This is a genomic window from Streptomyces sp. NPDC059832 (genome assembly GCF_042731715.1).
Classification (GTDB): domain Bacteria; phylum Actinomycetota; class Actinomycetes; order Streptomycetales; family Streptomycetaceae; genus Streptomyces.
The window spans coordinates 105,186-129,841 of sequence record NZ_JBHWIY010000016.1 but is presented as its reverse complement, the minus strand read 5'-3'; the positions used below and the strand labels follow the sequence as shown (position 1 = coordinate 129,841).

15 protein-coding genes and 8 pseudogenes are annotated in these 24,656 nt (G+C 68.6%); 12 read left to right on the top strand and 11 right to left on the bottom strand.

All coding sequences use genetic code 11. The annotated features are described in order from the left end of the window. The first annotated feature begins 115 nt into the window (after positions 1–115). Positions 116–856: a class I SAM-dependent methyltransferase gene (locus ACFV8T_RS26835; protein ID WP_385332103.1), complete on the top strand. Its 741-nt coding sequence runs from the start codon at positions 116–118 to the stop codon at positions 854–856. 367 nt (positions 857–1,223) lie between these two features. On the opposite strand, the gene ACFV8T_RS26830 is transcribed toward ACFV8T_RS26835, so the two are convergent. The 3 genes and pseudogenes from ACFV8T_RS26830 to ACFV8T_RS26820 form a co-directional block, all read right to left on the bottom strand. Beyond that, the gene (locus ACFV8T_RS26830) at positions 1,224–1,679 is read right to left on the bottom strand and encodes a VOC family protein (protein WP_385332100.1); all 456 of its coding nucleotides are present in this window, start codon (positions 1,677–1,679) and stop codon (positions 1,224–1,226) included. Positions 1,680–1,851: 172 nt separating this feature from the next. Then, positions 1,852–2,475 (bottom strand): annotated as a pseudogene (locus ACFV8T_RS26825) (transposase); the annotation flags it as partial. 170 nt (positions 2,476–2,645) lie between these two features. After that, positions 2,646–3,152, bottom strand: a complete 507-nt coding sequence (locus ACFV8T_RS26820) for a histidine phosphatase family protein (protein ID WP_385332097.1) — start codon at positions 3,150–3,152, stop codon at positions 2,646–2,648. Between the two features lie 620 nt (positions 3,153–3,772). Here ACFV8T_RS26820 and ACFV8T_RS26815 point away from each other — a divergent pair. Together ACFV8T_RS26815 and ACFV8T_RS26810 are read left to right on the top strand one after the other, a co-directional pair. Next, positions 3,773–4,465 (top strand): DUF1963 domain-containing protein, encoded by a 693-nt coding sequence (locus tag ACFV8T_RS26815; RefSeq protein ID WP_385332095.1) that lies wholly within the window; start codon positions 3,773–3,775, stop codon positions 4,463–4,465. Positions 4,466–4,967: 502 nt separating this feature from the next. Next, positions 4,968–5,384, top strand: a pseudogene (locus ACFV8T_RS26810) (VOC family protein); the annotation flags it as partial. A gap of 48 nt (positions 5,385–5,432) precedes the next feature. On the opposite strand, the pseudogene ACFV8T_RS26805 reads toward ACFV8T_RS26810, so the two are convergent. The 3 genes and pseudogenes from ACFV8T_RS26805 to ACFV8T_RS26795 form a co-directional block, all read right to left on the bottom strand. Further along, positions 5,433–5,633, bottom strand: a pseudogene (locus ACFV8T_RS26805) (transposase domain-containing protein); the annotation flags it as partial. Between the two features lie 164 nt (positions 5,634–5,797). Then, positions 5,798–6,261 (bottom strand): annotated as a pseudogene (locus ACFV8T_RS26800) (transposase); the annotation flags it as partial. 156 nt (positions 6,262–6,417) lie between these two features. Beyond that, positions 6,418–7,779 (bottom strand): erythromycin esterase family protein, encoded by a 1,362-nt coding sequence (locus ACFV8T_RS26795; RefSeq protein WP_385332093.1) that lies wholly within the window; start codon positions 7,777–7,779, stop codon positions 6,418–6,420. Between the two features lie 359 nt (positions 7,780–8,138). Here ACFV8T_RS26795 and ACFV8T_RS26790 point away from each other — a divergent pair, with 359 nt between their 5' ends. Continuing rightward, positions 8,139–8,357, top strand: coding sequence for a hypothetical protein (locus ACFV8T_RS26790; RefSeq protein ID WP_385332090.1), 219 nt, complete (start codon positions 8,139–8,141; stop codon positions 8,355–8,357). Positions 8,358–9,037: 680 nt separating this feature from the next. After that, positions 9,038–9,802: an aminoglycoside adenylyltransferase family protein gene (locus tag ACFV8T_RS26785; RefSeq protein WP_385332087.1), complete on the top strand. Its 765-nt coding sequence runs from the start codon at positions 9,038–9,040 to the stop codon at positions 9,800–9,802. Positions 9,803–9,899: 97 nt separating this feature from the next. On the opposite strand, the gene ACFV8T_RS26780 is transcribed toward ACFV8T_RS26785, so the two are convergent. Then, positions 9,900–10,640 (bottom strand): class I SAM-dependent methyltransferase, encoded by a 741-nt coding sequence (locus tag ACFV8T_RS26780; RefSeq protein ID WP_385332084.1) that lies wholly within the window; start codon positions 10,638–10,640, stop codon positions 9,900–9,902. A 979-nt stretch (positions 10,641–11,619) separates the two neighbouring features. On the opposite strand from ACFV8T_RS26780, the gene ACFV8T_RS26775 reads away from it, so the two are divergent. Further along, positions 11,620–11,925: a hypothetical protein gene (locus ACFV8T_RS26775; protein WP_385332081.1), complete on the top strand. Its 306-nt coding sequence runs from the start codon at positions 11,620–11,622 to the stop codon at positions 11,923–11,925. 462 nt (positions 11,926–12,387) lie between these two features. Here the strand turns inward: ACFV8T_RS26775 and ACFV8T_RS26770 are convergent, their stop codons facing one another. From ACFV8T_RS26770 to ACFV8T_RS26760, 3 genes and pseudogenes are all read right to left on the bottom strand, one after another. Next, the gene (locus tag ACFV8T_RS26770) at positions 12,388–13,005 is read right to left on the bottom strand and encodes an HAD-IA family hydrolase (protein WP_385332078.1); all 618 of its coding nucleotides are present in this window, start codon (positions 13,003–13,005) and stop codon (positions 12,388–12,390) included. A 36-nt stretch (positions 13,006–13,041) separates the two neighbouring features. After that, positions 13,042–13,990 (bottom strand): annotated as a pseudogene (locus ACFV8T_RS26765) (LLM class flavin-dependent oxidoreductase). A 150-nt stretch (positions 13,991–14,140) separates the two neighbouring features. Further along, complete coding sequence (locus tag ACFV8T_RS26760; protein WP_385332075.1) at positions 14,141–15,355, bottom strand: MFS transporter; 1,215 nt, start codon at positions 15,353–15,355, stop codon at positions 14,141–14,143. A 90-nt stretch (positions 15,356–15,445) separates the two neighbouring features. On the opposite strand from ACFV8T_RS26760, the gene ACFV8T_RS26755 reads away from it, so the two are divergent. The 6 genes and pseudogenes from ACFV8T_RS26755 (at position 15,446) to ACFV8T_RS26730 (ending at position 21,089) form a co-directional block, all read left to right on the top strand. Next, positions 15,446–16,207 (top strand): DeoR/GlpR family DNA-binding transcription regulator, encoded by a 762-nt coding sequence (locus ACFV8T_RS26755; RefSeq protein WP_385332073.1) that lies wholly within the window; start codon positions 15,446–15,448, stop codon positions 16,205–16,207. Positions 16,208–16,930: 723 nt separating this feature from the next. Continuing rightward, positions 16,931–18,913, top strand: coding sequence for a DNA topoisomerase (ATP-hydrolyzing) subunit B (gene gyrB / locus ACFV8T_RS26750; RefSeq protein WP_385332198.1), 1,983 nt, complete (start codon positions 16,931–16,933; stop codon positions 18,911–18,913). 88 nt (positions 18,914–19,001) lie between these two features. After that, positions 19,002–19,381 (top strand): annotated as a pseudogene (locus ACFV8T_RS26745) (DNA topoisomerase IV subunit B); the annotation flags it as partial. 51 nt (positions 19,382–19,432) lie between these two features. Continuing rightward, positions 19,433–20,307: pseudogene (locus tag ACFV8T_RS26740) on the top strand (Ku protein). 22 nt (positions 20,308–20,329) lie between these two features. Beyond that, positions 20,330–20,995 (top strand): annotated as a pseudogene (locus ACFV8T_RS26735) (ATP-dependent DNA ligase); the annotation flags it as partial. Next, positions 20,934–21,089 (top strand): RICIN domain-containing protein, encoded by a 156-nt coding sequence (locus ACFV8T_RS26730; RefSeq protein ID WP_385332195.1) that lies wholly within the window; start codon positions 20,934–20,936, stop codon positions 21,087–21,089. The pseudogene ACFV8T_RS26735 and the gene ACFV8T_RS26730, both read left to right, overlap by 62 nt. An 823-nt stretch (positions 21,090–21,912) precedes the next feature. Here ACFV8T_RS26730 and ACFV8T_RS26725 read toward each other — a convergent pair. Continuing rightward, positions 21,913–23,682: an amidohydrolase gene (locus ACFV8T_RS26725; RefSeq protein WP_385332070.1), complete on the bottom strand. Its 1,770-nt coding sequence runs from the start codon at positions 23,680–23,682 to the stop codon at positions 21,913–21,915. Positions 23,683–24,656: the final 974 nt, after the last annotated feature.

The window sequence follows — 24,656 nt, the reverse complement described above, 5'->3', positions numbered from 1 at the left end:
AGGTGCCGGAGCGTGGCTTCCCCAACTGTCACGGCTCCGTCTCAAGCCCGGCCCGCTTGTCACAGCTCCATCCCAAACCCATGACGCCGGGGCCAGGCATGCCAGGGTGAACCGCATGCCTACTACCACTTCTGAGAGTCCTGCCGGGCCGGCAAGCCAGCCCGTGGCCAACGACTACGACAGCTTCGCCCAGTCGTATGAGACCGGCACCGAGGCGAACCTCATCAACGGCTACTACGCCCGGCCCGCGATCCTGGACCTGGCCGGGGACGTGACCGGGCGGCAGGTCCTCGACGTCGGCTGCGGATCCGGACCCCTGTTCGCATCGCTGCGCGACCGGGGCGCGATCGTGACCGGCTTCGACTCCAGCGCCGGGATGCTGGAACTGGCCCGCAAGAGGCTCGGGCCCGACGCCGTCCTGCATCTCGCGGACCTGGGCGACTCGCTGCCGTTTCCCGACGGCGCCTTCGATGACGTCGTCGCGTCCTTGGTGCTCCACTACCTGGAGGACTGGACAGCGCCGCTGGCGGAGCTGCGGCGCGTGTTGAAGCCCGGCGGTCGGCTGATCGTGTCCGTCAACCATCCCTCGGTCTACAAGCTGATCAACCCGGCCAACGACTACTTCGCGACCGTCCAGTGGTCCTATGACTGCGACTTCGCCGGCCAGAAAGTCGTCCTGACGAACTGGCACCGGCCGCTGCACGCCATGACGGACGCCTTCACCGCATCCGGCTTCCGGATCTCCATCATCAGCGAACCGCCCACTGCGCCCGGTGCCGAGAAACTGTTCCCCGACGAGCCCGTGGCCGCGCGGAGGTTCCTGTGCTTCCTGTTCTTCGTCCTTGAGGCTGTCTGACCAGCGAGTGAGCTGGAGTGAGGGCCGTTCAAGTAGCCCCGTTCCCGTCTGCGAAGGCCTGGTCACGTCGCGAGGGGCACGACGCCTTGGCCGTTGGTGGCCTGCTGGAGGTGGAATCCGCTGCACCATCCCATACAAGGCTGACCAGGCCCGCAACCGCAGGAAGCTCGGCTCCCGTGGCGGCCGACCGCCACGTTTCGATGCGGTGGATTGCCGCGAGCGCCATGCGGTCGAGTGCGGGATCAACCGACTTAAAAAGCACAGGGCCGTGGCCACGAGGTACGACGAACTCGCCGTCCGCTACGAGGCGACGGTGCTGGTCGCAGCCGTGAACGAGTGGCTGTGGCCAGCACCGTCGCAACGGCCCTCAGACGACGTCGAATTCGTTGCCCTCGGGGTCCTGCATGGCGGCGGCGTAGAGCCCCATGTCCGGCTCGTCCTTGGTCCGCAGCACGGTGGCACCGGCTTTGACCAGCCGTTCCACCGTAGCCTTGACCCGCTGTGTGCGGACGTCCAGCGGGATGTCACGGCCCCCACCGACCTTCAGGTCGAAGTGCCACCGGTTCTTGGCGACCTTCGGCTCCGGAACCTGCTGGAACCACACCCTCGGTCCACGTCCCGCGGGATCGATGACGGACTCCGGAATATCCCCGGCACCGGCCGGCAACTCCGCCTCTGGCACCCCCATCGCCGCCCAGTAAGCACGCCACGTGGCGTGCCCGCCAGGCGGCGGCTCAGGCACGTAGCCCAGGGCCTCGGCCCAGAAAGCCACCATTTTCTGCGGATCGGAGCAGTCGATCGTCAGCTGCACTGTCATCTCCATGCTCGAAGCATCCCAGGCAGGTCTGACAGACGATCCACTTTCGCAGCACGCCCTGGTAGCGGTGAACTGCCCAGGGCGGCTGGCAGGGGCTCGGACCGGCGCAGAGGGCCCGGCAGGTATCACCGTCTGCGCTCCGTCGAGCGCGTCACGTGCCTGCCAGCGGGGTGGCTGGGCCGAGCGTCTCGACGAGCAGGTCGGCCAGCACGAACGCGAGTCGGGTGACGTCGTAGCTGGCGTCCATCACGATCAGGATCCCGGGATCGCCGTCGGTCCAGTGCCCGGCCGCGACCAAGCGCTCGACGACGGCGCGTAGTTGATCGGCGGTCACCGCGATGGCGTCGTCCTGGGGCCCGAGCCGGACCGCCTCCAAGACCCCCGTCCACGACCTGCGCCCGGACTCCAGCGCAACCACGAAGGAGTAGGGCCAGCCCGGGATGAACTGCGAGAGCTCTTCGCCCGGCCGTAGACGTGGCAGAACAGCCGCTCCGCGCTCGTCGACGCGTCGGATCGCAGCCAGGGGCTGACGTCCACCGCCAGCCTTCCCGGCCGTCGTCCGTGCGGGGCACCGGCAGGCCGGCCAGCTCAGCACGCAGCCAGTTCGCCTCAATTCGGCCGCAGTTCAGCCCGTCGTAGAGTGCGCCATGGCCGCGCGGTGCTCAGGCATCAGCATCAGGTCTACCAGCGACTTCACCGGTCCATCGGCGTACAGCAGCGCGTCGGCGAGTTCGAACAACGCGTCCGCCTGGGCGGTCAGGCAATCGTAGAAGTCGGCCCTGAACTCGGACAACACGGCCAGGGACTCGACGCGGGCAGTATCGTCCAGCAGACTCACCTTCACGGCCTTGGCTTCGATCAGCAGCGTCTCGACAGCGCACATGATCACTCCATGGCCGCTGTGCTGTCTGGAGAACGTCAAAACCCGTGATCAACCACAGGCTGACCACGGGCTGAGGTTCATGAACAAGCTCACGTGCTCGGCACTGACACCACGGGACCGTGGGACTCGACGGTCAGCGCATCCGTGCCGAACCGCATCCGGTGCCAGCCGCCCCGGTCCACGACGGGGGGCGGGGACGCATGGCCGTAAAGGGCCAGCACCTGGGCCACAAGCACAGGGATAACGTCACCGTGCGAGCAAGCCACCACGTGGCCACAGGGGTGGACGTTGCCCATCGCGATCAGCACCGCAAGGGCTGCCCCGGCCATCCAGGCCCCGCCCGGCTCCCGCTGGAACGGGGAGAAGAACCCTTCAGTCCATTCCCGCGGCTGGTAGGTGCCATCGGGGGTAGCCAGGCCCGGAGCGGTCGCAATACTCAGGCCGAAGGACCGGGCCAGCGGCTCAACCGTCTGCACACACCGTTTCGCCGGGCTGGAATAGATCGCATCGATGCCGTCCCGCATGACCGCGGCCAGGGAGCCGGCCTGCTCAGGCCCTGTGGGCTCAGTGGGCGCGCCGACTCTTTGCCCCTCCAACCCTCACGTGCGACCGACTGGGCGTGGGGTACTAGGTCCACAGTCAGGTCGTCCAGTGCCGTGATCATTCGCGGATCGTAGCCACCGCGGCCACCGCCGTCCACAGAAATCGCCTGGAGGCCGCCCGAAGCACCGATGACCGGCGGTGTCCACAGGGGCGATGCCGCCACCGAACGAGGGCCGTGACTGCCCGCAGTCAGCGCGCAGGTCAAAGAACAAGCTGAGGACAATTTCAAGCCGCGTGCAATCGCCGCACTCATCCCCGAGCAGGGCCGCCCTGAGCCCCCTGCTCTCAGGTGCGGCGCCGGGAACTTCGGTGAGGTCTGGACAGGCCGGTGCCAGGTGACGGCGCGTGGGGGATGCGCAGGTCGCTGATGTGCGGGCGCACCGCGTCGGCCAGGTCTCGGGCCGGGGCCGGAACACGCGATCAACGCGGCTGCTGGTCCGCCGCATACGATGCGTGCGTGCCCGCACTTCAGAAGGAACACGTCGTGCAGTTGTTGCGGCCGCTGATGCGGACGCGCACCGTACTCGAGCCAGTCCAAAGGCCGCCCGAGACATGTGCGCGTGGACGCCGCCGACGGCACACCGCTCCTCCGCCCGTTCCTGCGCAGCCCCATGTGACCCGGGAGTTCGCCGCCACTCGGTTCGGCGGGTTCCCGACAGTGGAGGAGGGCGAGACCTGGCCCCTGTGCGACGGCTGTGCCGACGACCTCACGTTCGTCGCGCAGGTCGACCACTCCCGCGACGGCCTGCACGACAGGCTCCCCGTCTCGTTCTTCACATTCTTCTACTGCTGGAAGTGCCGCCCGTGGGGACGAAAACGCGAACGGGGCGGTTGGCTTGTGCGTTCCTACACCGCACTGCGGCGCCCCAAGGTTCTCGTGCACGGCACCGAGCCCGACTTCGAGGAACGCCACGCGGTGCCACGCCTGGAGAAGTCGCTGCCCGACGCGGTGGGAATGCGCCTGCACTGCCCTGAGCTCTGGGACCTTGTGCCGGGCGACAGCGGCTCCCACGAGGCGTGGGCGAACTGGCACGTCGTCGACCGCGCCGCGCTCGGTCTGACGCAAGAGCGCGCCCGAGCGCCGCACATGCGCAATGGGGCGGTGGCGATCGGCGGATACCCGTACTGGGCGAACGGCGGGGATGAAACGCCAGTCTGCACGGAGTGCACACTGTCGATGGAGCTGCTGCTGCAGATCCCGCCGAGCGAACTCACCGACGCGATGTGGGGTGACGTCGGAACCTTGTATCTGTTCATGTGCCGAATACACACCCAGCACACCGGGCTGCGCATCCAGTGCACATGAAACAACAGGTCACCCCAGGTAGGGACCTCACACCGGCCCGTGGGCCGTGCCCATGATGCCGTCCAGCGACACGGCGTCGATCAGGTCCGGGAAGTCGCCCTCGCGGCGCGGGCCTGGGCGGGGTGGGAGGACAAGTGCCGGTATATCAACGGGGTGTGCGGCAGCACGCCCTCGGAGACGAGCCGATACATGACCTGGCACAGCGTAACGCCGCGCCAGAGCGCCAGCTGAGACCCGGGCCCGGTGTGTGGGGTTCGCCGGGCGCGGGTCGTACAGGGCGCGACCGCCGGGCCACGGGAGAGCTCGGTGGTCAGGGCGACGCCGTCGTCGACTTCCTCGGTCCACCAACCATGATGTCCAGCAGCAGGCCGTCCAGCGGACCGCCGACCAGTTCGGCGTAGGTCCGGCGCGGAAGCGGGGGGTTGGGGTCGTCGTGGTCGTGGCCGTAGACCCGGCCGTTCAGCCGACCAGCCTTCCAGCCCCCACCAATAGTGCGGGCACGATGACTGGCGGGCCCGGCCTGGGCGGGGGCCGAGGACCAGCTTCGCCCGTCGGTACTGGGGCGGAGGTGTTCTCCTCCGTCAACGTCTCCTTCGGCGTCACAGGCAGCAAACCCTCCGGCCTTCTGTCCGATCCGGGGGATCGCCTTGCCTTGCCCTGGTCCGCTCTGCGAGCTTCCTGTGTGCGGGCCTACGGTGACGCCATGCCTCACGACATCACACGCTTACACCACGTCGGCCATGTCGTCAGCGACATGGCACAGGCCATAGCACTCTACCGACGGCTCGGATTTCACGTTCCGCCGCCCAGCGTGCCGGCGCTGGCAACCCGCGAGGGGGCCGCGCCTGAGCCCTTCGGGGCAGCGAACACACACGCCGACTTCTCCCGGAGCTTCGTCGAGTTGGTGACCCCCGTGAAGCCCGGGAACGCGGCGGGCCTCCCACCCGACACGCGGATCGTTCCGCTCCAAGGCCAGCACGAAGTACACACCCACCCGGGACGGCAGCTGTCGCAGCCGGCGCTGAACGGCTCGCGTCTGTTCCAGCACGTCATCGACGAGCTCGAAGGGTAGGTACTGGGTCAGCTCGCCCAGGTGGCCAGGAGCGAAGACACCATCCGCAACCGTGATGGTACGGGTGAGCGTCGTGGTGGCAGACTGGTCGGACAACGGAACCTCTCGTGGCAGCAAGACTTTGGTCGGTCTCCCGCTTCTACCAGAGGTCCCGTTCTCGCATCCCCAAGGTCCCCAGCCGTCAGGCGAGTTGCAGTTTCCCCCGCGCCCTTAACTTCGTGGCCTTGCGCGACAGGGAGTTCGCGTTGAAAGCACCGTCCGTCACGTATCAGGGCCCACAGGACGTTCACTCGTCGGCGTGCCGGCGCGAGGACTGCTTGGGTGTGCCGCTTCCCTTCGGCGCGCTTGCGTTCGTAGTAGCAGCGGGACGCGTCACAGTTGCGGATGCTGATGAGCGCGGAGATGCAGAAGACGCGTTGCAGGCCGCGGTGGTAGCGCCGGGGGCGGTGCAGGTTGCCGCTGACGCCGCCCGGGTCCCGGAGAACCGGGGCGACTCCGGCGAAGCCGGCCAGGCGGTCGGGGCTGCCGAAAGGCGGCTCATGTCGCCGGCGGTGGCGGCCAGGAACTCCGCACCCGGCAACGGTCCGATCCCGGGCATGCTCGCGATCACTTCGGCGAGCTCGTGCTCGCGAGACCGGGCCCCAATGAGCTTGTCAATCTCTGCGATCCGCTCGTTGAGGCCCCTCACCTCCTTCGCCAGGGTGTGGATCACCTGCGCGGTGATCACTCGGCGACCAGAACCTCCGCACCGCGGGGCACCGCAGCATCGCCGCCGACCTGCGCGAGGTCTCCTACGCGCCCTTCACCCGCTCACTGGACCTACTCGGCCTGGCCTGACCTGCACTCCTCAAGATCACCCAAATCTTGAATCAGCCCTGGGTCAGAGGCTGGTGGCTGCGTGGACCTGGTTGAGGTGGATGAGGATGTCGTAGGCCCGGGTGATGGCAAGGGTGGGGAGCGGGTCCTTCTTGAAGGACGAGCCGGCCTCGTAGGTGGGGCGGGGGGTGTCCAGCCAGGTGCGGCCCGCGGCGGGCAGGGTGCGCAGGTCGAGGTAGTAGTCGCGGTGGTGCACCCGGTCGAGGGTGTACTCCTGCATGTCCGGGGTGGCCGCGGGGACGGTGACCTTGTTCCAGGGGCTGCCGAGGGTGGTTGCGGTGAGGAACGAGCCGCGGCCGAAGGTGAAGCCGATGGCTGCGTAGTCCCGGCCGAGGGCCTCGCGCAGGAAGGCGCCCTGGGTCGTGGGGTACATCACCGGGTCGGTGGCCAGGTAGCCCACGTGGCCGTTGTGCGCCGAGAGCAGCATCTTGTCGCCGGTGCGGCGGTGCCACCAGGCGGTGTTGTCGGCCATGACCCGGTCGCGGAGGTGCTCCGCGGCGGACACCGATGCCGGGTCGGACAGGTCGAGCGAGGTGAACGCGAAGGTCTGGGCGATGCTGCGGGCGTGCTGCTCGGCCCATTCGTAGGCGTCGCCGCCGGCCCCCTTGTGCGCGGCGACCAGGTCGAACGCCTGCTGGGCGGTGGTGGCGTCGAGGCGACGTTCCGCAACGGGCTTGCGCAGGTAGGCGAAGACGTCATCGAGGGGGCGCAGGCCCGCGTACAACTCCTCGAGGCGTACGACGTCCTGGGGGCGGCTCGTACGGACGTACGAGAGCACCCGGTCGAAGACAGCGTCGCCGAGCTTGGGCGCCCCGACATCGTTGCCCATGAAGTGGACCTTCCGGCCGGGGTGGCGGTCGTTGTAGCGCCGCATCCAGGCGATGAGGCTGACGAACTCCTCGCGCTCCCAGGGTGATCCGGTCAGTGTCTCCTTGGCGATCCGCCGGGCGTCGCCGGGACCGCCCTGCAGGTACTCGTCGATCCGCAGGCCCGCCGTCCAGCTCATCTCCAGGGCGAAGGTGGTGAAGCCCTTCTCCTCGACGAGGTGGCTGAAGACACGTTGCTTCATGGCGAAGAACTCGTGCGAGCCGTGGGTGGCCTCGCCCAGTCCGACCACCTTGGCGTCGCCGATCATGGCGTCCAGCGCCCGTAGGTCGGTGGTGTTGCCGCCGGGTTCCGTCGAGCGCAGGGGCTGGGCGGCGCGCTCCAGCGCGCGGAGCGCGTCGGCCTGCCGGCCTTTCGTCCCCGTGGGGGCGGGTGTGGTGGTCGCGGCGGAGGCCGTGGGGGCCAACAGGGCCGTGGCCGCAAGCCCGGCCGTCGCGGCGAGCAGCCTCCGTCGGCCGATCGCCTGGTGGTGCGCGGTCATTGTGAACTCCTCGGCTCGTTCTTGTTCCCTGGGCGGTGAAACGATCATGGCCTGGAATGGGAGCGGGCCGCGCTGGGGACTTCCTCCGGGTTTGACCGGGGGATATCCCCCCGTTGCCATCAGTGAGGGCTATCTGGCTGGAGCGGTTCGGGAGCCGCGGGCAGGCAGGGACGGGGCGAGGCCCCCGCCGAGCAGTTGGAACGCTCGGTCGGCGGCGGCGACGGCCTCCGGGTAGACCTCGTCGGCCGGGCGGCGGGCCTGGACCTGCTCGCCATTCCACTCGGCGACCCCGACTTTGAATCAGCCCTGGATCCTCGGCGCCCTGCGGGCGCACGACACGGACACCATCGAGGGAGACCTTGAATCTGTCGCGGATCGCGCGGCTTGCGGACGTGGGCCGTGCCGCTGTCGTCAACTGGCGGCGCCGGCACCCGGACTTCCCGGCGACGGTCTGCGGCACCGACGAACGGCCCCTGGTCCGGGCCGAGGAGGCCGACGCGTGGCTGCGGGCCCACGGCAAGCTGCCGGGCACCGTCGTGTCCTGCCGCTGCGGTGAACAGAGCAGCAGCGCCGTATGACCGCCGCTTGCCCAGGCCGGGGAGGCCAATCGCCGCCGCGTCCCGGGCGGGGAGGTCGACGCGCTGATCGACGGGGAGGGACCCGCCCCTCTCGCGTCCGCTCGTCCGTCCGTTCCTGGGGTGCTGGGCGGATGCCATGGCACTCTGTTCACCGCGTCGCGGTGCTGCCCGAGACACCGGCGCGCGCGGCCCCGCCAACGCGCGCGAGAGGGGCTGGTCGGCCGCCGGTCCCCGAGGCGCTCCCGCCCGCCCGTCCCCACCCCTTTTCTCCTTCGGTAGTCAGCGCCCGCATCGACCTCACCGCGGCCGATCTGCCAGGCAAGCTGGCCCTGGTCGCGACCGGCCACGCGGTCGCGCTGATACCTGGGGTGCCGACACGCGCGCTACGGACCGATGTCACCACGCTGAGCCTCGCCGATCCCCCGACACGCAGCATTTACACGGTCACGCCATGTCGCGGCCCCCACCTCTGCGCAGCGCCCCTGCTCGAACAGCTCTCGACAGCCTTCGCCGCGGTTCGTCCGGCCCACGACCTGTTCTGAACCTCCGGCACAATGCAGGGCCGCACCATCGAGCAAGACTGCTCGCGCGGCTCGCCGCGGTTGGACCCGCTCAGGGCGATGTGCTCCGCTCCGGCGTCGGCGTGGTCGCCGCGGACGCACGTGTCCGACACTGTTGTCATGGATCAGCTTGAACGGATCGTCGGACTCCTCCGCGAAACGGTGAGGACGGAGCTCCTAGGCACGTACCTCCACGGGTCTGCCGTGCTCGGGGGTCTCACCCCGGCCAGTGACCTGGACGTCCTGGCCGTCACACGCGCGAGTCTGGAAGACCGTCAGCGTCGGTCGCTTCTGGAGGGGTTGCTGGAGATCTCCGGCCTCACGTCCACGGTCCGACCGGTTGAACTGACCGTCGTTGTCCAGTCCGAGGTCCGCCCCTGGAGATTCCCTCCGACCGGAGACTTCCTCTATGGCGAGTGGCTGCGTGACGAATTCAAGGCGGGCGGGATTCCCCAACCCGGCCCGATGCCGGACCTGGCCCTTGTGCTCACTATGGCCATGGCAGGCGGTCATCCCTTGACCGGACCCCGTCCTGCCGAGATTCTCGCCCCTGTGCCGCACGCCGACCTCGTCCGGGCAAGCGTCGCGAGTGTCCCCGAACTCCTGGCCGAGCTGGATGCGGACACCCGCAATGTCCTCCTGACCCTCGCACGCATCTGGACCACCCTCGCCACCGGCGAGATCAAACCGAAGGACGCCGCCGCCGACTGGGCCCTCGCCCGCCTGCCCCCGGAACACCGCCCCGTCCTGGAGCACGCCAGGAACCTGTACCTCACCTGCCACTATCAGGACGAGGCCTGGAGCGATGAGCTGAAGGCCCGGGTACACCCGCACGTCGAGGACGTGCTCTCCAGAATCGACATTCTGCGCCGTCGGCAGGCGTGAACGGCCTGACGGCTGCACGTGAACGTTCCATGAGATGCCGTACGGAGGATGCGAGGCGCCGGACCCGGCTGTGGGAAGGAGGTTCAGTGATATCCGGCTACCGGCGGCGGGCGATGGTGATGATCTCCGGGCTGGAGGCCGTAATCGGTTCCCGGTTCCAGTCGCCGTACTGGGCCTCTATCTCAAAGCCCGCCTCGGCGAGGAATCCTTCGAGCGCCACCACATCGAGAAACCGCAGGTCTTCTCTGAGGACCCGGAGCACCGTGCCGTCCGGCTGTGCCACCGTCCCCCGGATGGTGATCAGGTCGCCGACGATGGAGTCGACGTTGTGCCAGTACCGCAGGGTGCGGTTGGCTTCATCGATGACTTCGACCACGTCATCCGGGTTCGAAGGAGTCCACTTTTCCCAGGCCCGCGCTTGCGGATGCCGTGTTTCGAACACGAAGCGACCATCCGGGCGCAGGGCGCCATGGATCGCGGCGAGTGAGTGCCGCACGTCGCGATCGGTGACCAGGTCCTGGAATGCATGGCCGGTCATTGTCGCGAGTTCGAAGTCAGTACGGGGCGCTGCCTCTGCCGCAGTGCTTTCCACCCACTCGATGTCAGTCCGGCGCCGGGCTCGGTCCAGCGCGGCGCGGTTCGGGTCCAGTCCGACGAGCCGGCCACGATGGCCACGCTCACGAGCCAGGTGCAGCATGGTTCCGGTGCCACAGCCCACGTCCAGAACCGACTCAGCTCCCATGACGAACGGAAAGTAGAAGCCGCTGTCGGGTCGCCGATCGGGATCCCACGGGTTCAGCAAGTCGTACAGCGAAGCAGCGTCTGCGTCTGAGAACACCGCGGCATTCTTCTCCGCCCACCACCTGTGAGCAACCGACGTGCTCACCGCCCAGCACGCCGAAAGCGCCCGTATCCACGGCGTGGAGGGCGTCCACCGGGGCGGACGCCCTTTCGCAACCTGAACAACCCGGCGCAATGCCGATACCTGATCTCGTCGCAACCGCTCAGCAGTTCGGCCTTTTGCACGCGGTCTACCTGTTGCGACTCCACCGCCCGCCCCGGCACCAAGGCCTGCCGGGGTGCTGCGCGCTTCGCGCCGCAACGTCCGGCGCCGAGCAAAGGTCGCAGTCAGGCCGAGAACAGCCAGCGCGAGCCGGCCCAGCGGATCCCCTACTTCTACAGCCTGATCAATCAGGTCGGATGCGGGGCCCGGGGCGCGACTGCCGAGTTCACTGCTGCCGTCGCTGCTGCTGCTCTCAGGATCGACGTCGCTACGCTCGCAGGACCGCCGCACGTGACCGAGACGCAGCACGGGCGCCTCGCCGCCCTGGTATGCCCGATCCGCAAGTCCCTCGCCCTGTACGGCCTCGCCCCGGACGCACGTACTCCCGTGCCCCCCGTTACCCACAGGTTTTGACAATTGCTCCGGGGACTCAGCGGGCCTCAGGAGAACTCACGGGATGTCGCACACTCCCACCCACTCAGAGTCCATCCACCCCGAACCGGCCCCCACCAGCCGCAGCACCTCTACGCTGGACACCGGGCACACCCCACTTCCCCGCACCCTGGGAGACCCCGTGGAACAGCCACTGGAAGCCGACCTGACGCCGCCGTCGTACCCGCCGAAAACCCCGCCGCCGCCTAGAAAGCCGCCGAACCCTCCCCGGCCGAACCCGCAGGACCCGCCAGCCCCGAAGCCCCCGACCAGCCAGGTGATGCCGACTGTGCGGCGCGGGGCGGGCATGGTGAACCGGCGTGGGGCGAACTGGTCCCTGGAGTCAGCCCCGTGGGCGGCCGGGAAGGCCCGGACCGCGGTTATGGAACAGCTCGGGAAGTGGAAGTACCAGCCGGCCCCGGACACGGTCACGGCGGTGGAGACGGTGACGACGCTCCTCGTCGAGGCCGCGGTCGCCGACAGCGGGACGAAAGTGTCCGTCCACCTGTCGGATCAGGACGGGCAGGCGTGCGTCCTTGCCCTCTCCCACCACACCAACCTCACCACCGGGGCCGACGAAGCGGGCGGGGAAGTCCTGCACCGGATCACCGCACACCGGGCCGTCACCGGGTGCGGGACCGACAGCGGGCCCGACGGGCGCCGCATCTGGGCCGTCATCACTCTTTGAGGTGTGAGCACCCGTTCGGGCAGCTCCCATCCTCAGGATCCGGGCGAAAGCCCACTCCGAAGATGTGTCCGCACTTGTGGCACATCTTCACGAAGTTGTCGTTGCACCTGTTGAAGCAGTCGAGGTCCTCGCACTGGGACGGGCCGGGACAGACGTACGGTTTCAAGTCGGGGCCGCGCCGCGGCCGACCCCAGCGGTCGTACTTGGAAAAGTCCGGTTCGGGGGCACGAATCGCACCCCCAGTCATGGCCTGGGACGCCGCACGGAGGAGTGGGCAGAACAGCCACGAACTGTTCGTGGTCAACGGCTTTGGCGGCGCGGTGACAGCTCTCGCCGGTCTCAGCCATGCGCTGGCGGATGGCTGCTTTACGGGAGTGGTCAGCAGGCATGAGGGCTCCAGAAAAGGGCTTGAGGTGTGGTCTCAAGCGCGGCGCGGAGCACCTTAAGGCAGGGCAGCGTTGCTCATCGGGTCGGCAGCCACGCGTCGATGACGGCTGAGAGTTCGTCTTGTCCGGTGAAGATGTGGCCGTTCATGCCGACGGCCTGTGCCGCGCGGACGTTTTCCTCGCGGTCGTCGACGAAGAGGAAGTCGGCGGGTGCGGCCTGCAGGGCGATGACACAGTGCTGGAAGGCGGCCGGGGCGGGCTTGGCTGCTTTGATCTTTCCGGAGAAGGCGACGTGGTCGAGGCTGTGCAGCCAGGGTTGGGCGGCGAGGAAGCTGTCCGCGTGGTCGGCGGGGATGTTGGACAGCAGGGCGACCTCGGCGCGGTCTCGCAGGGACTGCACGTAGGTGACCATGCGGTCGTCGACGCGGGACCAGCTGTCGATGTCGGTGAGCCGCAGTTCCTCGATCGCGTCAGCGTCGGCGGGGCGGGACAGCGCGCGCAGTACGTCTGTCCAGTACGCGGATGCGGTGTGCCGGCCGGCGTCGTAGGGCGGGCGGTAGGTCCAGTAGGCCGTGGTGAAGGCGTCGAGGGAGGAGTGGCAGCGGGCGGCCATCTTCTCCAGTGCGCCTGGGCGTTGGTGGCGGGCGACGACCCCGAAGAGGTCGAAGAGCACGATGCGGCGGTCGGTGGACATGATGGTCGGTTCCCTTTGGATCTCGGGGTGTTCGGTTCAGGGGTGGTGGGGCAGGGCGCGGGCGATCGAGTGGAGTGCGGCCAGAGCGTCGGGGCCCGTCGGGGCGAGGACGACGCTGGTCGCGCCGGCTGCGTGGCGGGCGTTGATCGCGTCGCGTGCCTGGTCGGGGGTACCGGCGATGCTCAGTTCACGGACCCAGGCGGCGGGCATGGTCTGGGCGAAGTGCCGGGCATCGGGGCAGGCGGCGCGGTGTGCGCGCAGTTCGGTGGCGAAGGGCAGCGGGTCGATGTGTGCGGCCCAGTCCGGCTCGCCGATCGCCTCCAGGCCGGCGCGGACGCGGGCGAGGGCGGCTTCCTCGTTGTCGCCGACGGCCGCGGCGTCGTAGGTGACGATCTCTGGAGTGTTCGCGGAGGCGTCGGGGCCCAGGTGGTGCAAGGAGGCGCGGATGTAGGAGGGGGCCGCGGGCTCGGCCAGGAGGAGTCCGTCGGCGACCTCGCCCGCAGCTTCCTGTGATCTGGGGCCTCGGACGCCCAGGACGACCGGGGGGACGATGTCGGGCGGTCTCGGTGAGGACGACGCCTTCGCAGCGCACGTAGCGGCCGTTCGCGGGGCCGGGCCTACCGGCGAGGAGCAGGCGCAGCGCGGTCGTGTACTCCTTGATCAGCGTCAGGGGGCTGGCGGGCCAGGATCCGGCCCGGCGCATCCAGTCGGGCATGCCGTGGCCGATGCCGGCGATGAGACGGCCGGGGTGGAACTGGGCGAGGGTGGCCAGCTCCATCGCGGCGAAGGACACATTGCGGGCGCCTGCGGGCAGGATGCCGATGCCGACGGTGATGTCCGTGGTGCTGGCCAGGACGGTGGCGGCCTGTGCGATGCCGCCGCGCCATCCGAGGTCCTCCACCACCCAGATCTGGTCGAACCCCAGTTCTTCGGCTCTCCGCGCGTAGGGCAGCACGTCGCCGACGGGAAGATCGCGAGGCAGCATGACACCGACACGGCCGCGGGCGGGCAGGGCGTGGGGCTCGGGCATCGGGGGCTCCTTTGGTCGGCTGAGGGTTTCCCTCCCCGGCCCCTGGTGGCCGGGGAGATGAGGACTTGTGCGGCACGGGGGTCAGGGACCGTGCCGCACAAGCGGTCAGTGGCCGCTGGGTGCCATCTCGCTCTCGCGGGTGCGGTCGGATCCGGTGCGCAGGATCCCGGCGGCGACAGCGGTGGTCACACACAGCAGAGTCAGCAGGACGAAGGCGTGGTTGAGGGCGACGAGGTGGGTCAGCCAGCCGATGACGGCGGGGCCTGCGAGCATGCCGACGTAGCCGAGTCCGGCGACGCGGGAGACGTTGGCACCGGCTGCAGAAGGGTCGGCGTGCCCGGCAGCGCTGAACAGCTGCGGGACACAGCCGGACAGGCCCAGACCGAACAGTGCCCAGCCGGTGAACGCGGCCCACATCCACGGGCCTAGGGCCACGAGTGTGATGCCGGCGGCGGCCGTGGCCGCGCCGTAGCGCAGGATCGCCATGGAACCGAACCGGGCGACGAAGCGGTCCGCGAGCAGCCGGCCGATGGTCATGGCCGCCGCGAAAGTGCCATACGCGAAGGCGGCCGTGCCGGCGGGCACACCGAGGACGTCCTTCAGGTGCAGGGCGCTCCAGTCGTTGGCGGCGCCCTCGCACAGCATGACCATGAGCGCCAGGACGGCGAGGAGCCAGACGCGTCCCTTGGCGCTGCGGCGCGTGTCGGCCGGTGACGCCCCGGTCTTCTCCGGGCAGCCGGATACGGGGCTCTCGACGGCGGGAGCGGCAGGCAGCAGGGCACGCGCCGATCCGAGGGCGATCACGATGCCCACGGCTCCCATGGCGGCCATGACCGCGGCCGGGTTCAGGCCGACGCTCGCAGCGCCTGCTCCGGCGAGCGAGGCGAGGACACCTCCGACGGAGAACGTGGCGTGGAAGCCCGACATGACGGGTCGGCCGTACGCCTTTTCCACGTGCACGGCGTGGGCGTTCATGCTCACATCCAGGCAGCCGTTGCAGAACCCGAAGACCAGCAGGGCGCCGGCCAGGGTCCACGGATCCCGGGCGAGGCCGGGCAGGACCAGGGCCACGCCGCACAGTATGCCGCCGGTGGGGACCACGATGCGGGCGCCGAGGCGGTCGGTCAGAGGGCCGGCCACCTGCATTCCGATGAAGGCCCCGAGCCCGAGCAGCACCAGCAGGCCGCCGAGCGTGGCGTGGCTGATGCCCACGCGTTCCTCGATGGCGGGGATGTGCACCACCCAGGTGCCCATCAAGGTGCCGCATAGGACGAAGTGGACATAGGTCGCCACGCGGGCGGCTCGAAGCGAACGTTCCATGCCATCCACCGTAACGAACACGATTAATGTTTGAAAGTCCCAAAAATGAACAGGTTGAATGTTGGTTTCTCGGTGGTGTTCAATCGCGGCATGAGCAACGCAGACCGGCACGGGCTGATCGCGAAGGCCGTCAGGGACTCGGGCGGCGCCACGGTCCAGGAGCTCGCGGAGCTGACCGGCGCCTCGGAGATGACCATCCGGCGCGACCTCGACACCCTGGCCGCTCAAGGCGTCCTCGAACGCGTCCGCGGCGGAGCGCGCACCCTGCTGCTCAGGGGCGAGGAGCCCCCCTTCGCGTTGCGCGCCCACGAGGCGGTCGACGCCAAGCAGCGGATCGCGACCGAGGTCTCCGCACGCATCGCCGACGGCGAGAGCGTCATGCTGGACAGCGGCACCACCTGCCTGGAGGTCGCCCGCCTCCTGCGCGAGCGGCCCGTCACCGTGATGCCCCTGTCCCTGCAGGCCATCCACCTGCTCGGTGAGACACCCGGTCCGGCCACGCTGGTGGTGCCCGGCGGCCAGCCCCGCGCCGCCGAAGGCGCCCTCACCGGCCCTCTCACCCTGGCCTCCCTGGCGGCCGTGCGCTTCGACACCGCTGTCATCGGCTGCTGCGGGCTGACCGCGACCGACGGGCTGACCGCCTACGATCTCGACGACGCCGCGGTGAAAAAGGCGGGCATCGCCTCCGCCCGCCGCGTGATCGTCGCCACCGACGGCAGCAAACTCGGCCACACCGCCTACGCCTACGTCGGCCCCTCCACTCTCCTGCACACCCTCGTCACCGACACCACCGCACCCGCCGACGAAGTCACCGCACTCGAAGGCACCGGCATCGTCGTCCAGAGCGTCTGACAGGCCCTTACCGCCTCAGCATCACGGACGGTTTCCATCGGGCTGGATGTCGACGTGTCCGCACGTGCTGACCGTCCGGGGCGGGCGGGGAGTCGACGGCGTGGTCTGTCCCCCACCAGCAGTGACTGCGGGGGCGTAGATGGAGACGGCCACTGCGCCACGAGGCGCCACCCCCGATCAATTGCGTGGCACCTCGAACCGGCGATCTTCAAACCGTGGCAACCCGGCGCTCACGGCACGGAATTCCGCCCTGGCCACCACTTACTCTCAGGCGGCGCGCTCAACTGCTCACAGACGGCTCTGAGGGTTGCAGGGGGTAAATCCCGGACGCGCCGAGGTGCCATTTCTTGACGAAGTGGATCCACGACCCGGAAGGCCGTGTGTGCCGACCTGCGGGCCTCGGATGCGATTTACGTAGGGGGGATGACCTCCCGGGCCAGGAGACTGTCAGATCGGAAGCCAGGGGACTTCATACCCTAGATTGGATGCCTGTATCGGGTATGCTAAATCGTGTTCTTGCTTCTATCGTGAACCTTGCTGAACGACGCCCGTCCGCCGGTCGGGCTTCAGCGTCGACCCCTCGTCCGATGACACGTCCGCTCCCGCTCAACGGGCGGGAGCGCGGTTTGTCGTGCCAGAAAAGAGAGCGCCCCTGTGACCGAGCCCGGTACCTTCTCCGACCTCTCAGACGACGGCGCCACACCCGCCTCCGCCACAGGAAAGGTGGGAGACGCGTCCTACACCGGTGGCGACATCCAGGTCCTGGAGGGCCTGGAGGCGGTCCGCAAGCGGCCCGGCATGTACATCGGCTCGACCGGCGAGCGGGGTCTGCACCACCTGGTCTACGAGATCGTCGACAACTCGGTCGACGAGGCGCTGGCCGGGCACGCGGACCGCATCGCCGTGACGATCCTGGCCGACGGCGGTGTGCGCGTCGTCGACAACGGCCGAGGGATCCCGGTCGACATCGTCCCCTCCCAGGGAAAGCCGGCGCTGGAGGTCGTCCTGACGGTGCTGCACGCGGGCGGCAAGTTCGGCGGCGGCGGCTACGCCGTCTCCGGTGGTCTGCACGGCGTGGGCATGTCGGTGGTCAACGCGTTGTCCACGCGGGTGGAGGCCGAGGTCCGCTACAGCGGGCACCGCTGGAGCCAGGACTACGAGAAGGGTGTGCCGACCACGGCGCTCAAGCAGCACGAGGAGGTCACCACCACTGGTACCTCGCTGGCGTTCTGGGCCGACGGCGACATCTTCGAGACGACCGAGTACTCCTTCGAGACGCTCTCGCGGCGCTTCCAGGAGATGGCCTTCCTCAACAAGGGCCTGACCCTCTCCCTGACCGACGAGCGGGAGTCGGCGAAGGCGACCGTAGGCGCCGACGACCCGAACGCCGACGCGGTCGAGCCGGCCGCGCGGACGGTCACGTACTTCTACGAGGGCGGCATCGTCGACTTCGTGAAGTACCTCAACGCGCGCAAGGGCGAGCCGGTGCACCCCTCGGTCATCTCCCTGGAGGCGGAGGACACCGAGCGTCTGCTGTCGGTGGAAGTGGCGATGCAATGGAACAGCCAGTTCTCCGACAGCGTGTACTCCTTCGCGAACACGATCCACACGCACGAGGGCGGCACCCACGAGGAGGGCTTCCGTGCGGCGATGACGGCTCTGGTGAACCGTTACGCGCGGGAGAAGAAGTTCCTGCGGGAGAAGGACGACAACCTGGCCGGCGAGGACATCCGCGAGGGGCTGACGGCGATCATCTCGATCAAACTGGGCGAGCCGCAGTTCGAGGGCCAGACGAAGACCAAGCTGGGCAACACGGAGGCGAAGACCTTCGTGCAGAAGGCCGTCCACGAGCACCTGAACGACTGGTTCGACCGCAATCCGGTCGAGGCCGCCGACATCATCCGCAAGTCGATCCAGGCGGCCACGGCCCGCGTCGCGGCCCGCAAGGCCCGTGACCTGACCCGCCGCAAGGGACTCCTGGAGAGCGCCTCGCTGCCGGGCAAGCTGTCCGACTGCCAGTCCAACGACCCGACGAAGTGCGAGATCTTCATCGTCGAGGGTGACTCCGCCGGCGGCTCGGCCAAGTCCGGCCGCAACCCGATGTACCAGGCCATCCTGCCCATCCGCGGCAAGATCCTGAACGTCGAGAAGGCCCGCATCGACAAGATCCTCCAGAACACCGAGGTCCAGGCGCTGATCTCGGCCTTCGGCACCGGGGTCCACGAGGACTTCGACATCGAGAAGCTCCGCTATCACAAGATCATCCTGATGGCGGACGCCGATGTCGACGGTCAGCACATCAACACCCTGCTGCTGACCTTCCTCTTCCGCTTCATGCGTCCGCTGGTCGAGGCCGGGCACGTGTATCTCTCCCGCCCGCCGCTCTACAAGATCAAGTGGGGCCGGGACGACTTCGAGTACGCGTACTCGGACCGGGAGCGCGACGCCCTGGTCACCTTCGGAACCGGCAACGGCAAGCGCCTGCGCGACGACACCATCCAGCGCTTCAAGGGTCTCGGCGAGATGAACGCCGAGGAGCTGCGCGTCACCACGATGGACGTCGACCACCGGGTCCTCGGCCAGGTCACTCTGGACGACGCCGCGCAGGCCGACGACCTCTTCTCGGTGCTGATGGGCGAGGACGTCGAAGCCCGACGCTCCTTCATCCAGCGCAACGCCAAGGACGTCCGCTTCCTCGACATCTGAGCCGGCACCAGCTACACCCTCCCGGACACGGGGCCCGCCCGCGCGGGCCCCGTCCGCCCCCCTCTTCTTCCGTACCTGGTGCGAACGCGTGAGCACCCCGTCCTCCGCCCGTCCCCGCACCCCGGTCGCCGACGGCTCCGACTACACCGCGCGGCACCTGCTCGTCCTCGAAGGGCTGGAGGCCGTTCGCAAGCGACCCGGCGTGTACATCGGGTCCACCGACAGCCGTGGCCTGAGCACTGCCTGTGGGAGATCATCGACAATTCCATCGACGAGGCCCTGGGCCTGTCCGGGGTCGAGGTCGTCATGACCAAGCTGCACGCCGGAGGCAAGTTCGGCGGTGGCTCCTACGCGACCTCCGTGGTCAACACCCTCTCCGCCCGCCTCGACGTCGAGGTCGACCGGGCCGGGCGCACGTACGCGATCGGTTTCCGCCGCGGCGTGCCCGGCCACTACGCGGGCCCCGGCGGGGGCTTACGCACGCGCCGGGCCATGACCGGAAGCTAGCAGAAACAGCCTCTGACCTGCGGACATGTGGAAGTTGGTTCAGTCGACGGCACCATCTGGATCAAGGTTGTCAGTGCGACCGAGGACCGCTCGGTCCGCTTCCACCAGGTCCACCTGGAGGACATGGGCCGGGTCCGCACACGCAAGATCTGCTCGATCGACAACGAGGTCGTGCCGCAGGAGGAGATCGGCAAGGGCTACGAGGTCGCTCGGGACGAGACCACCCCGGTCACCGATGAAGAGCTCGACGAGGTGCCACTGCCCACCGCAAAAGCCATCGAGATCGTGGCGTTCGTCGATGCCGACAGCATCGACCCGATCCGGATCAGCGACCCGTACTTCCTCGCGATCGACGGGCAGGTCGCCGCCAAGCCGTACACCTTGCTCCGCAAGGCGCCGGAGCGGTCCGACAAGGTCGCCGTCGCGAAATTCGCGTGGCACAGCCGCGAGCGGCTCGGGCTGCTCCGGGTACGCGACGACGCGATCGTGCTGCACGCGTTGCGGCAGCCCGACGAGATCCGCGGCCCCGAGTCCCTCGCGCCCAAGACCGTCGGCCTGGACGATGACGAGATCGAGCGGGCAGTCCAGCCCACCGACACCATGGCCCTCGACGACATCTCCGTTTCCGGGACGAGTACCGCGATGCCCTGGAGGAGCTGATCGAGGCGAAGTCGGAGGGCAAGGAGCTCCCGGAGCCGGCCGAGGGCGAGGCGGAGCGGGAATCCGGGAAGGTCGTCGACCTGGTGGCCGCCCTGAACGCCTCCGTCAAGGCGGCCAAAGAGAGCCGCGGCAAGCACGGCGGCCAGGACGCCACCGTGTACACGATGCAGCCACGCAAGAAGACCGCGGCGAAGAAGACGACCACGAGGAAGCGCAGCGCGTCCTGAGCGGGCGCGGAGCGGGATGGTCATGGTGGGCTTGCCGCGGATCGCTCCGATGCTCGCCACTGCCGGCGCTCCGCCGCCTTCGGGTGCCGAGGACCACTGGGCGTTCGAGGTGAAGCAGGACGGGCAGCGGGCCATGGTGTATCTGCCGGGCGACGGGACCACGGTCCTGCGGGCCCGGTCCGGGGCGGACATCACCACCGCCTATCCGGAACTCACGGCACTCGGAACCGCGCTGGGACAACCCGCGGTTCTGGACGGCGAGATCGTCGCACTCGACAACGAGGGGCGCGGCGACTTCGAGCGGCTGCAGTCCCGCACGGGACTGACCGGATCCCCGGCGAAGGCCGCCCGCATGGCCCAGGTCGTGCCCGCCCACCTGATCCTCTTCGACGCCGTGCACCTGAACGGCCACGCCCTGACCGGGCTGCCGTACACCGAGCGCCGAAATCTTCTGGAAGGCCTGGTACTGGACGGGGAGCGGTGGTCGACGCCGACGGCGGTCGTCGGGCACGGGGCGCAGGCGCTGGAGACGACCCTGGCCGCGGGGCTGGAGGGGGTGCTCGCGAAGCGGCTTGCGTCCGTGTACGAACCCGGGGTGCGGTCCCGTTCGTGGGTCAAGATCCGGCATGTCCGGACCGTCGATGTGGTCGTGGGCGGGTGGGTGCCCGGCCGCAGCCGGCTCGCCGGGCAAGTGTCTGGAGATTCAGGGGGACTCCACCGCCAACGGTGCCGGCGCCAACCAGTGGGACTGCAACGGCTCCGCCACCCAAAGCTGGCGTTGAGCTACCACCGCGCGCTGCCGTCCCGAAGAGCCGGAAGGAGGGGCTCTCGCCGGTCTCGGCGATCCAGTCCCGGATCATGCGCAGGATCGCTTCCTGCCGGGCCGACAGGTCCAGGAGGCGGCGGCGCAGGGCGGTGGCGCGGCGGGGACGGGGTGCGGCGAGGGGTGTTTGTGACCAGCAGCGAAGAAGAGATCACCGCAGTTGGCGCCGATGAAGCGGTTCAGCAGATCCCGGCCGTGGTCCGGGTGACCGAGGTGCCCGCTGCCGCCGACTCCCGCGAGGCCCTCCTGCGGGCCATCGGCGCGGAGGCCCAACTCGTTGCGGAGAACTCTGCGGGCCAGGCGTCCGCCGCTCTGGTGGAGCTCGCCCGCGCCTTCGCCCTCGCGACCGCCGGAACTGTCACGGGCGACGGATTCCCTCAACTGTCCAACAGGCCGGGTGGCCACAAGCTGGGCTTCGCAGTGGATATGGAAGCCTGACAGGCCCACAGTTACCGAGGCGAAGCGGTGGCCCCGCCGATGACGGGGCCACCGCCGTGCCCACCTCGGCCTGATGTCGCCCATCCACCGCTCAATGTCCGGTGGCGCGTGCTCAACGTTCGCCGGCACAGGGCAATGAGGCTGTCGCGTCTCACTGAACCCCGGCTGTCTCTTCTCAAATGATCTGGCCCGAAGCCGGCTGGCCTGCGGCGACCGGATCAGCTGAGGCAAGCAGCGGCTCGGAATCTCAACTGATCCGGTCCGGGCGTGTGGATGCTGCACGTCGTCTCAGTCGATCTGGTCCGCTGGTGCTCGGCCCCTCAACCGGGTGACCTTCCCGGGCGTCAGCAGTGGTGGGCAAAGGCTGCGGACATTGCCTTATGCAGGACGGGAGCGGGCTCTGGGCGTGCGGGAGAGGGCGGGTAGACGGTCCTGCCCTCCTTAATCGTCTCCACGACGGTGATGTCCTTGATCTTTTGCTCGGGGATCGTGAGCGGGTTGTGGCTGAGGATCACAAAGTCGGCGAGCTTGCCGACCTCGATGCTGCCCTTGGCGTCCTCTTCGAAGTACTGGCGGGCGGCATTGATGGTGATGGACTTCACCGCATCCAGGACCGACACGCACTGGTCCGGGCCCAGGACGCTTCCTGAGGTGCGGGTGACACGGGTGACCTGGCTGGACAGGATGGCGATCGAGTTGGGCAGGGCGACGGGGGCGTCGTGGTGTGAGGTGTAGGCCATGCCGCGGTCCACCGCCCACCGGGCCGGCGAGATGTTGACAGCCCGTTCGGGGCCGAGCACGGTCTTGCGGTACCAGTCGCCCCAGTAGTAGGTGTGCATGGAGAAGAACGACGGGATGATGCCGAGTTCCCGAAACGCCTCGACCTGGTCCTCGCGGGCGGTCTGGCAGTGGATGGCCGTCGTACGCCGGTCCTGCCCGGCTTCCTTGGTGGCCGCGCGCACACACTGGAGGAGTTGATCGATGGCCGCGTCGCCGTTCACGTGCGCGATGACGTGCCAGTTGTTGGCGAAACCCGCCCGGACCTGGGCCAGGACGTCCTTGTCCGGCAGGGTCGCATAGCCGCGGTAGTCCTCGTCCTGACCGTCGGGCGGGGTGAGGTAGGGCTCGGTGAGCCAGGCGGTGCGCCCCTGCGGCGAGCCATCCAGGACCAATTTCACCCCGGCCGCGCGCAGGCCCTTGGTGTACTCCCGGCTCGCCTGGACCGCGTCAGGGGACTTCATGGCCTGGTCAGCCTTTACATAGACGACCACATCGGTGGGCAGGCCGGCGGGGTGGGCGTCCGCGACCTGCCGCAGGAGGCCCAGGACCTCCAAGCTCGCTGCCCCCTCCTGCACGGTCGTGAAGCCGAAACTCGCCGCCGACAGGAGGCCCACGGGCAGGAATTGCCCGCTGTCGACGGGGTCCATCCCGGCGACGGCCAGGTCGGCGGCGGGGTTGAACGCAGTCTCCTCCAGTACCCCGTTCGGCTCCCCGTACACGGGCCCGGATTCGGTCCCGCGCTCCAGCCTCCGCCGGATCACCCCGCCCTCCGGGTCCGGTGTCATGGCGGTGTACTGGAGCCGTTCGAGTCCCAGGCTGTTGACCACTCCCAGATGGAAGGACTGGTGGATCGCCAGGACAGGCTTCTCGGTGGATACCACGTCCAGGTCGTGGCGGGTGGGGTGCTTGCCCTCGGTGAGCATGGAGTCGTCGTAACCGAAACCGACGATCCAATCCGAGCGTTTCCCCACCGCGCTTTCGGCGAACTCGCGCAGCTTGCCCTGGAGGGACGCGATGTTGGTGACGTTGCCGTCGGGAGCGGCCAGGAGGTTGGCGATCGTGGCCTGCAGGCCAGTGCCGACCACGTGGCCGTGCGCATCGATGAACCCCGGCAGCAGGGCCTGGTCCGGCAGCAGATCGTGCAACCGCGTGTCCGGTCCCCGCCACTCGGCCTGCGCCTGGGACAGGTCGCCGACGAAGACGATCCGGCCGTCCTTGACTGCCACCGCCTCGGGCGCCGACGACTTCTCATCGGTAACCGTCACGATGGAACCGCCGGAGAAGATGATGTCGGCATCTCCAGACCGCGTTCCCGGCAAGATTTCCTGGGACATCACGTACCACCTGTTCCCCTGAGAATGATCAGCCTTCACCGCGAAGAGTAGCCGCTCACATGCGGAACGTGATCGACCGAGGTCGGCCAGTAGCCGGCCGAAGCCGACTTGACGCATCGCACACGAAACTCACAGATCTGCATCGAGACGGGACGCCAGCCGGCCAGATCATCTGGGACGGCGAGAGGATCGGACCCGCTCACCTGAGACCTACACCGGATCGACAGAGACGGGACACTGCCCGATCTCGCCGGAGTTTGACCAGTTGCGTTCAGTGGCCGTCTCCAGCGCCGAGCTTCAGCCGGGCAACGTGCGCCCACTCCTCAGCCCCTGCCCGGAGTTCAGCCACAGCGGTCTCCAGTTGCCCCTGCGGGGGCCAGTGTCCTGGTGAGTCCAGATGGCCTCGGCAAGGTCGGTGACGTCTTGCAAGCCTCATAAGTACTTCGGCCTGCTCAGCTTCCTCGCGACCAACAGACAGCCGCAGGGCCTAGCATCCGCGTGAGCGACGACAGCACTGCCCGCCCGGTGATGTTCCGGGCGGGCAGCATCCTGATCAGCACCAGCAGCCAGAAGGTGAATTGATTAGGTGTGATCAACGCCGGCCGCGGCCACTGACACACCGTCGAGACTGGCACCCCCCTGTGGCAGGCCGCTCTGCCAACCTGAATGTCGCCTCCTGTATCGCGCCGACTGCCGGCCTGGAGGCCGGGCCGACCACTGCCGTTCGACTCTCCGGGCTGCCTTGTGCACCCGACTGGCACTGTCTGCGTGATACGTGCGAAGCAGGTCGTTGATGCCGTCGGTCCAGGTGGTGGTCGAGGCGGCCGAGTCTGCAGATGTTGTCGGCGGTCTCGGTGGCCACGGCGAAGACCAGGAAGCGCAGTGTTCGCCCGCCGTCGGCAATGTGGTCCTGTGACCGCAGGGCGGTTGCTTCCGGTCTCAGAGGGTCAAGAAGGGGCTCGGTGAACACCCGA

What these genes read in the sequence shown, in the direction of transcription:
- ACFV8T_RS26785 (WP_385332087.1), top strand. Translation starts at nt 9,038, where the DNA reads ATGGATCAGCTTGAACGGATCGTCGGACTCCTCCGCGAAACGGTGAGG.
- ACFV8T_RS26730 (WP_385332195.1), top strand. Translation starts at nt 20,934, where the DNA reads ATGTCCGGACCGTCGATGTGGTCGTGGGCGGGTGGGTGCCCGGCCGCA.
- ACFV8T_RS26760 (WP_385332075.1), bottom strand. Translation starts at nt 15,355, where the DNA reads ATGGAACGTTCGCTTCGAGCCGCCCGCGTGGCGACCTATGTCCACTTC.
- ACFV8T_RS26770 (WP_385332078.1), bottom strand. Translation starts at nt 13,005, where the DNA reads ATGTCCACCGACCGCCGCATCGTGCTCTTCGACCTCTTCGGGGTCGTC.
- ACFV8T_RS26725 (WP_385332070.1), bottom strand. Translation starts at nt 23,682, where the DNA reads ATGTCCCAGGAAATCTTGCCGGGAACGCGGTCTGGAGATGCCGACATC.
- ACFV8T_RS26830 (WP_385332100.1), bottom strand. Translation starts at nt 1,679, where the DNA reads ATGGAGATGACAGTGCAGCTGACGATCGACTGCTCCGATCCGCAGAAA.
- ACFV8T_RS26755 (WP_385332073.1), top strand. Translation starts at nt 15,446, where the DNA reads ATGAGCAACGCAGACCGGCACGGGCTGATCGCGAAGGCCGTCAGGGAC.
- ACFV8T_RS26795 (WP_385332093.1), bottom strand. Translation starts at nt 7,779, where the DNA reads ATGACCGCGCACCACCAGGCGATCGGCCGACGGAGGCTGCTCGCCGCG.
- ACFV8T_RS26835 (WP_385332103.1), top strand. Translation starts at nt 116, where the DNA reads ATGCCTACTACCACTTCTGAGAGTCCTGCCGGGCCGGCAAGCCAGCCC.
- ACFV8T_RS26775 (WP_385332081.1), top strand. Translation starts at nt 11,620, where the DNA reads ATGGAACAGCTCGGGAAGTGGAAGTACCAGCCGGCCCCGGACACGGTC.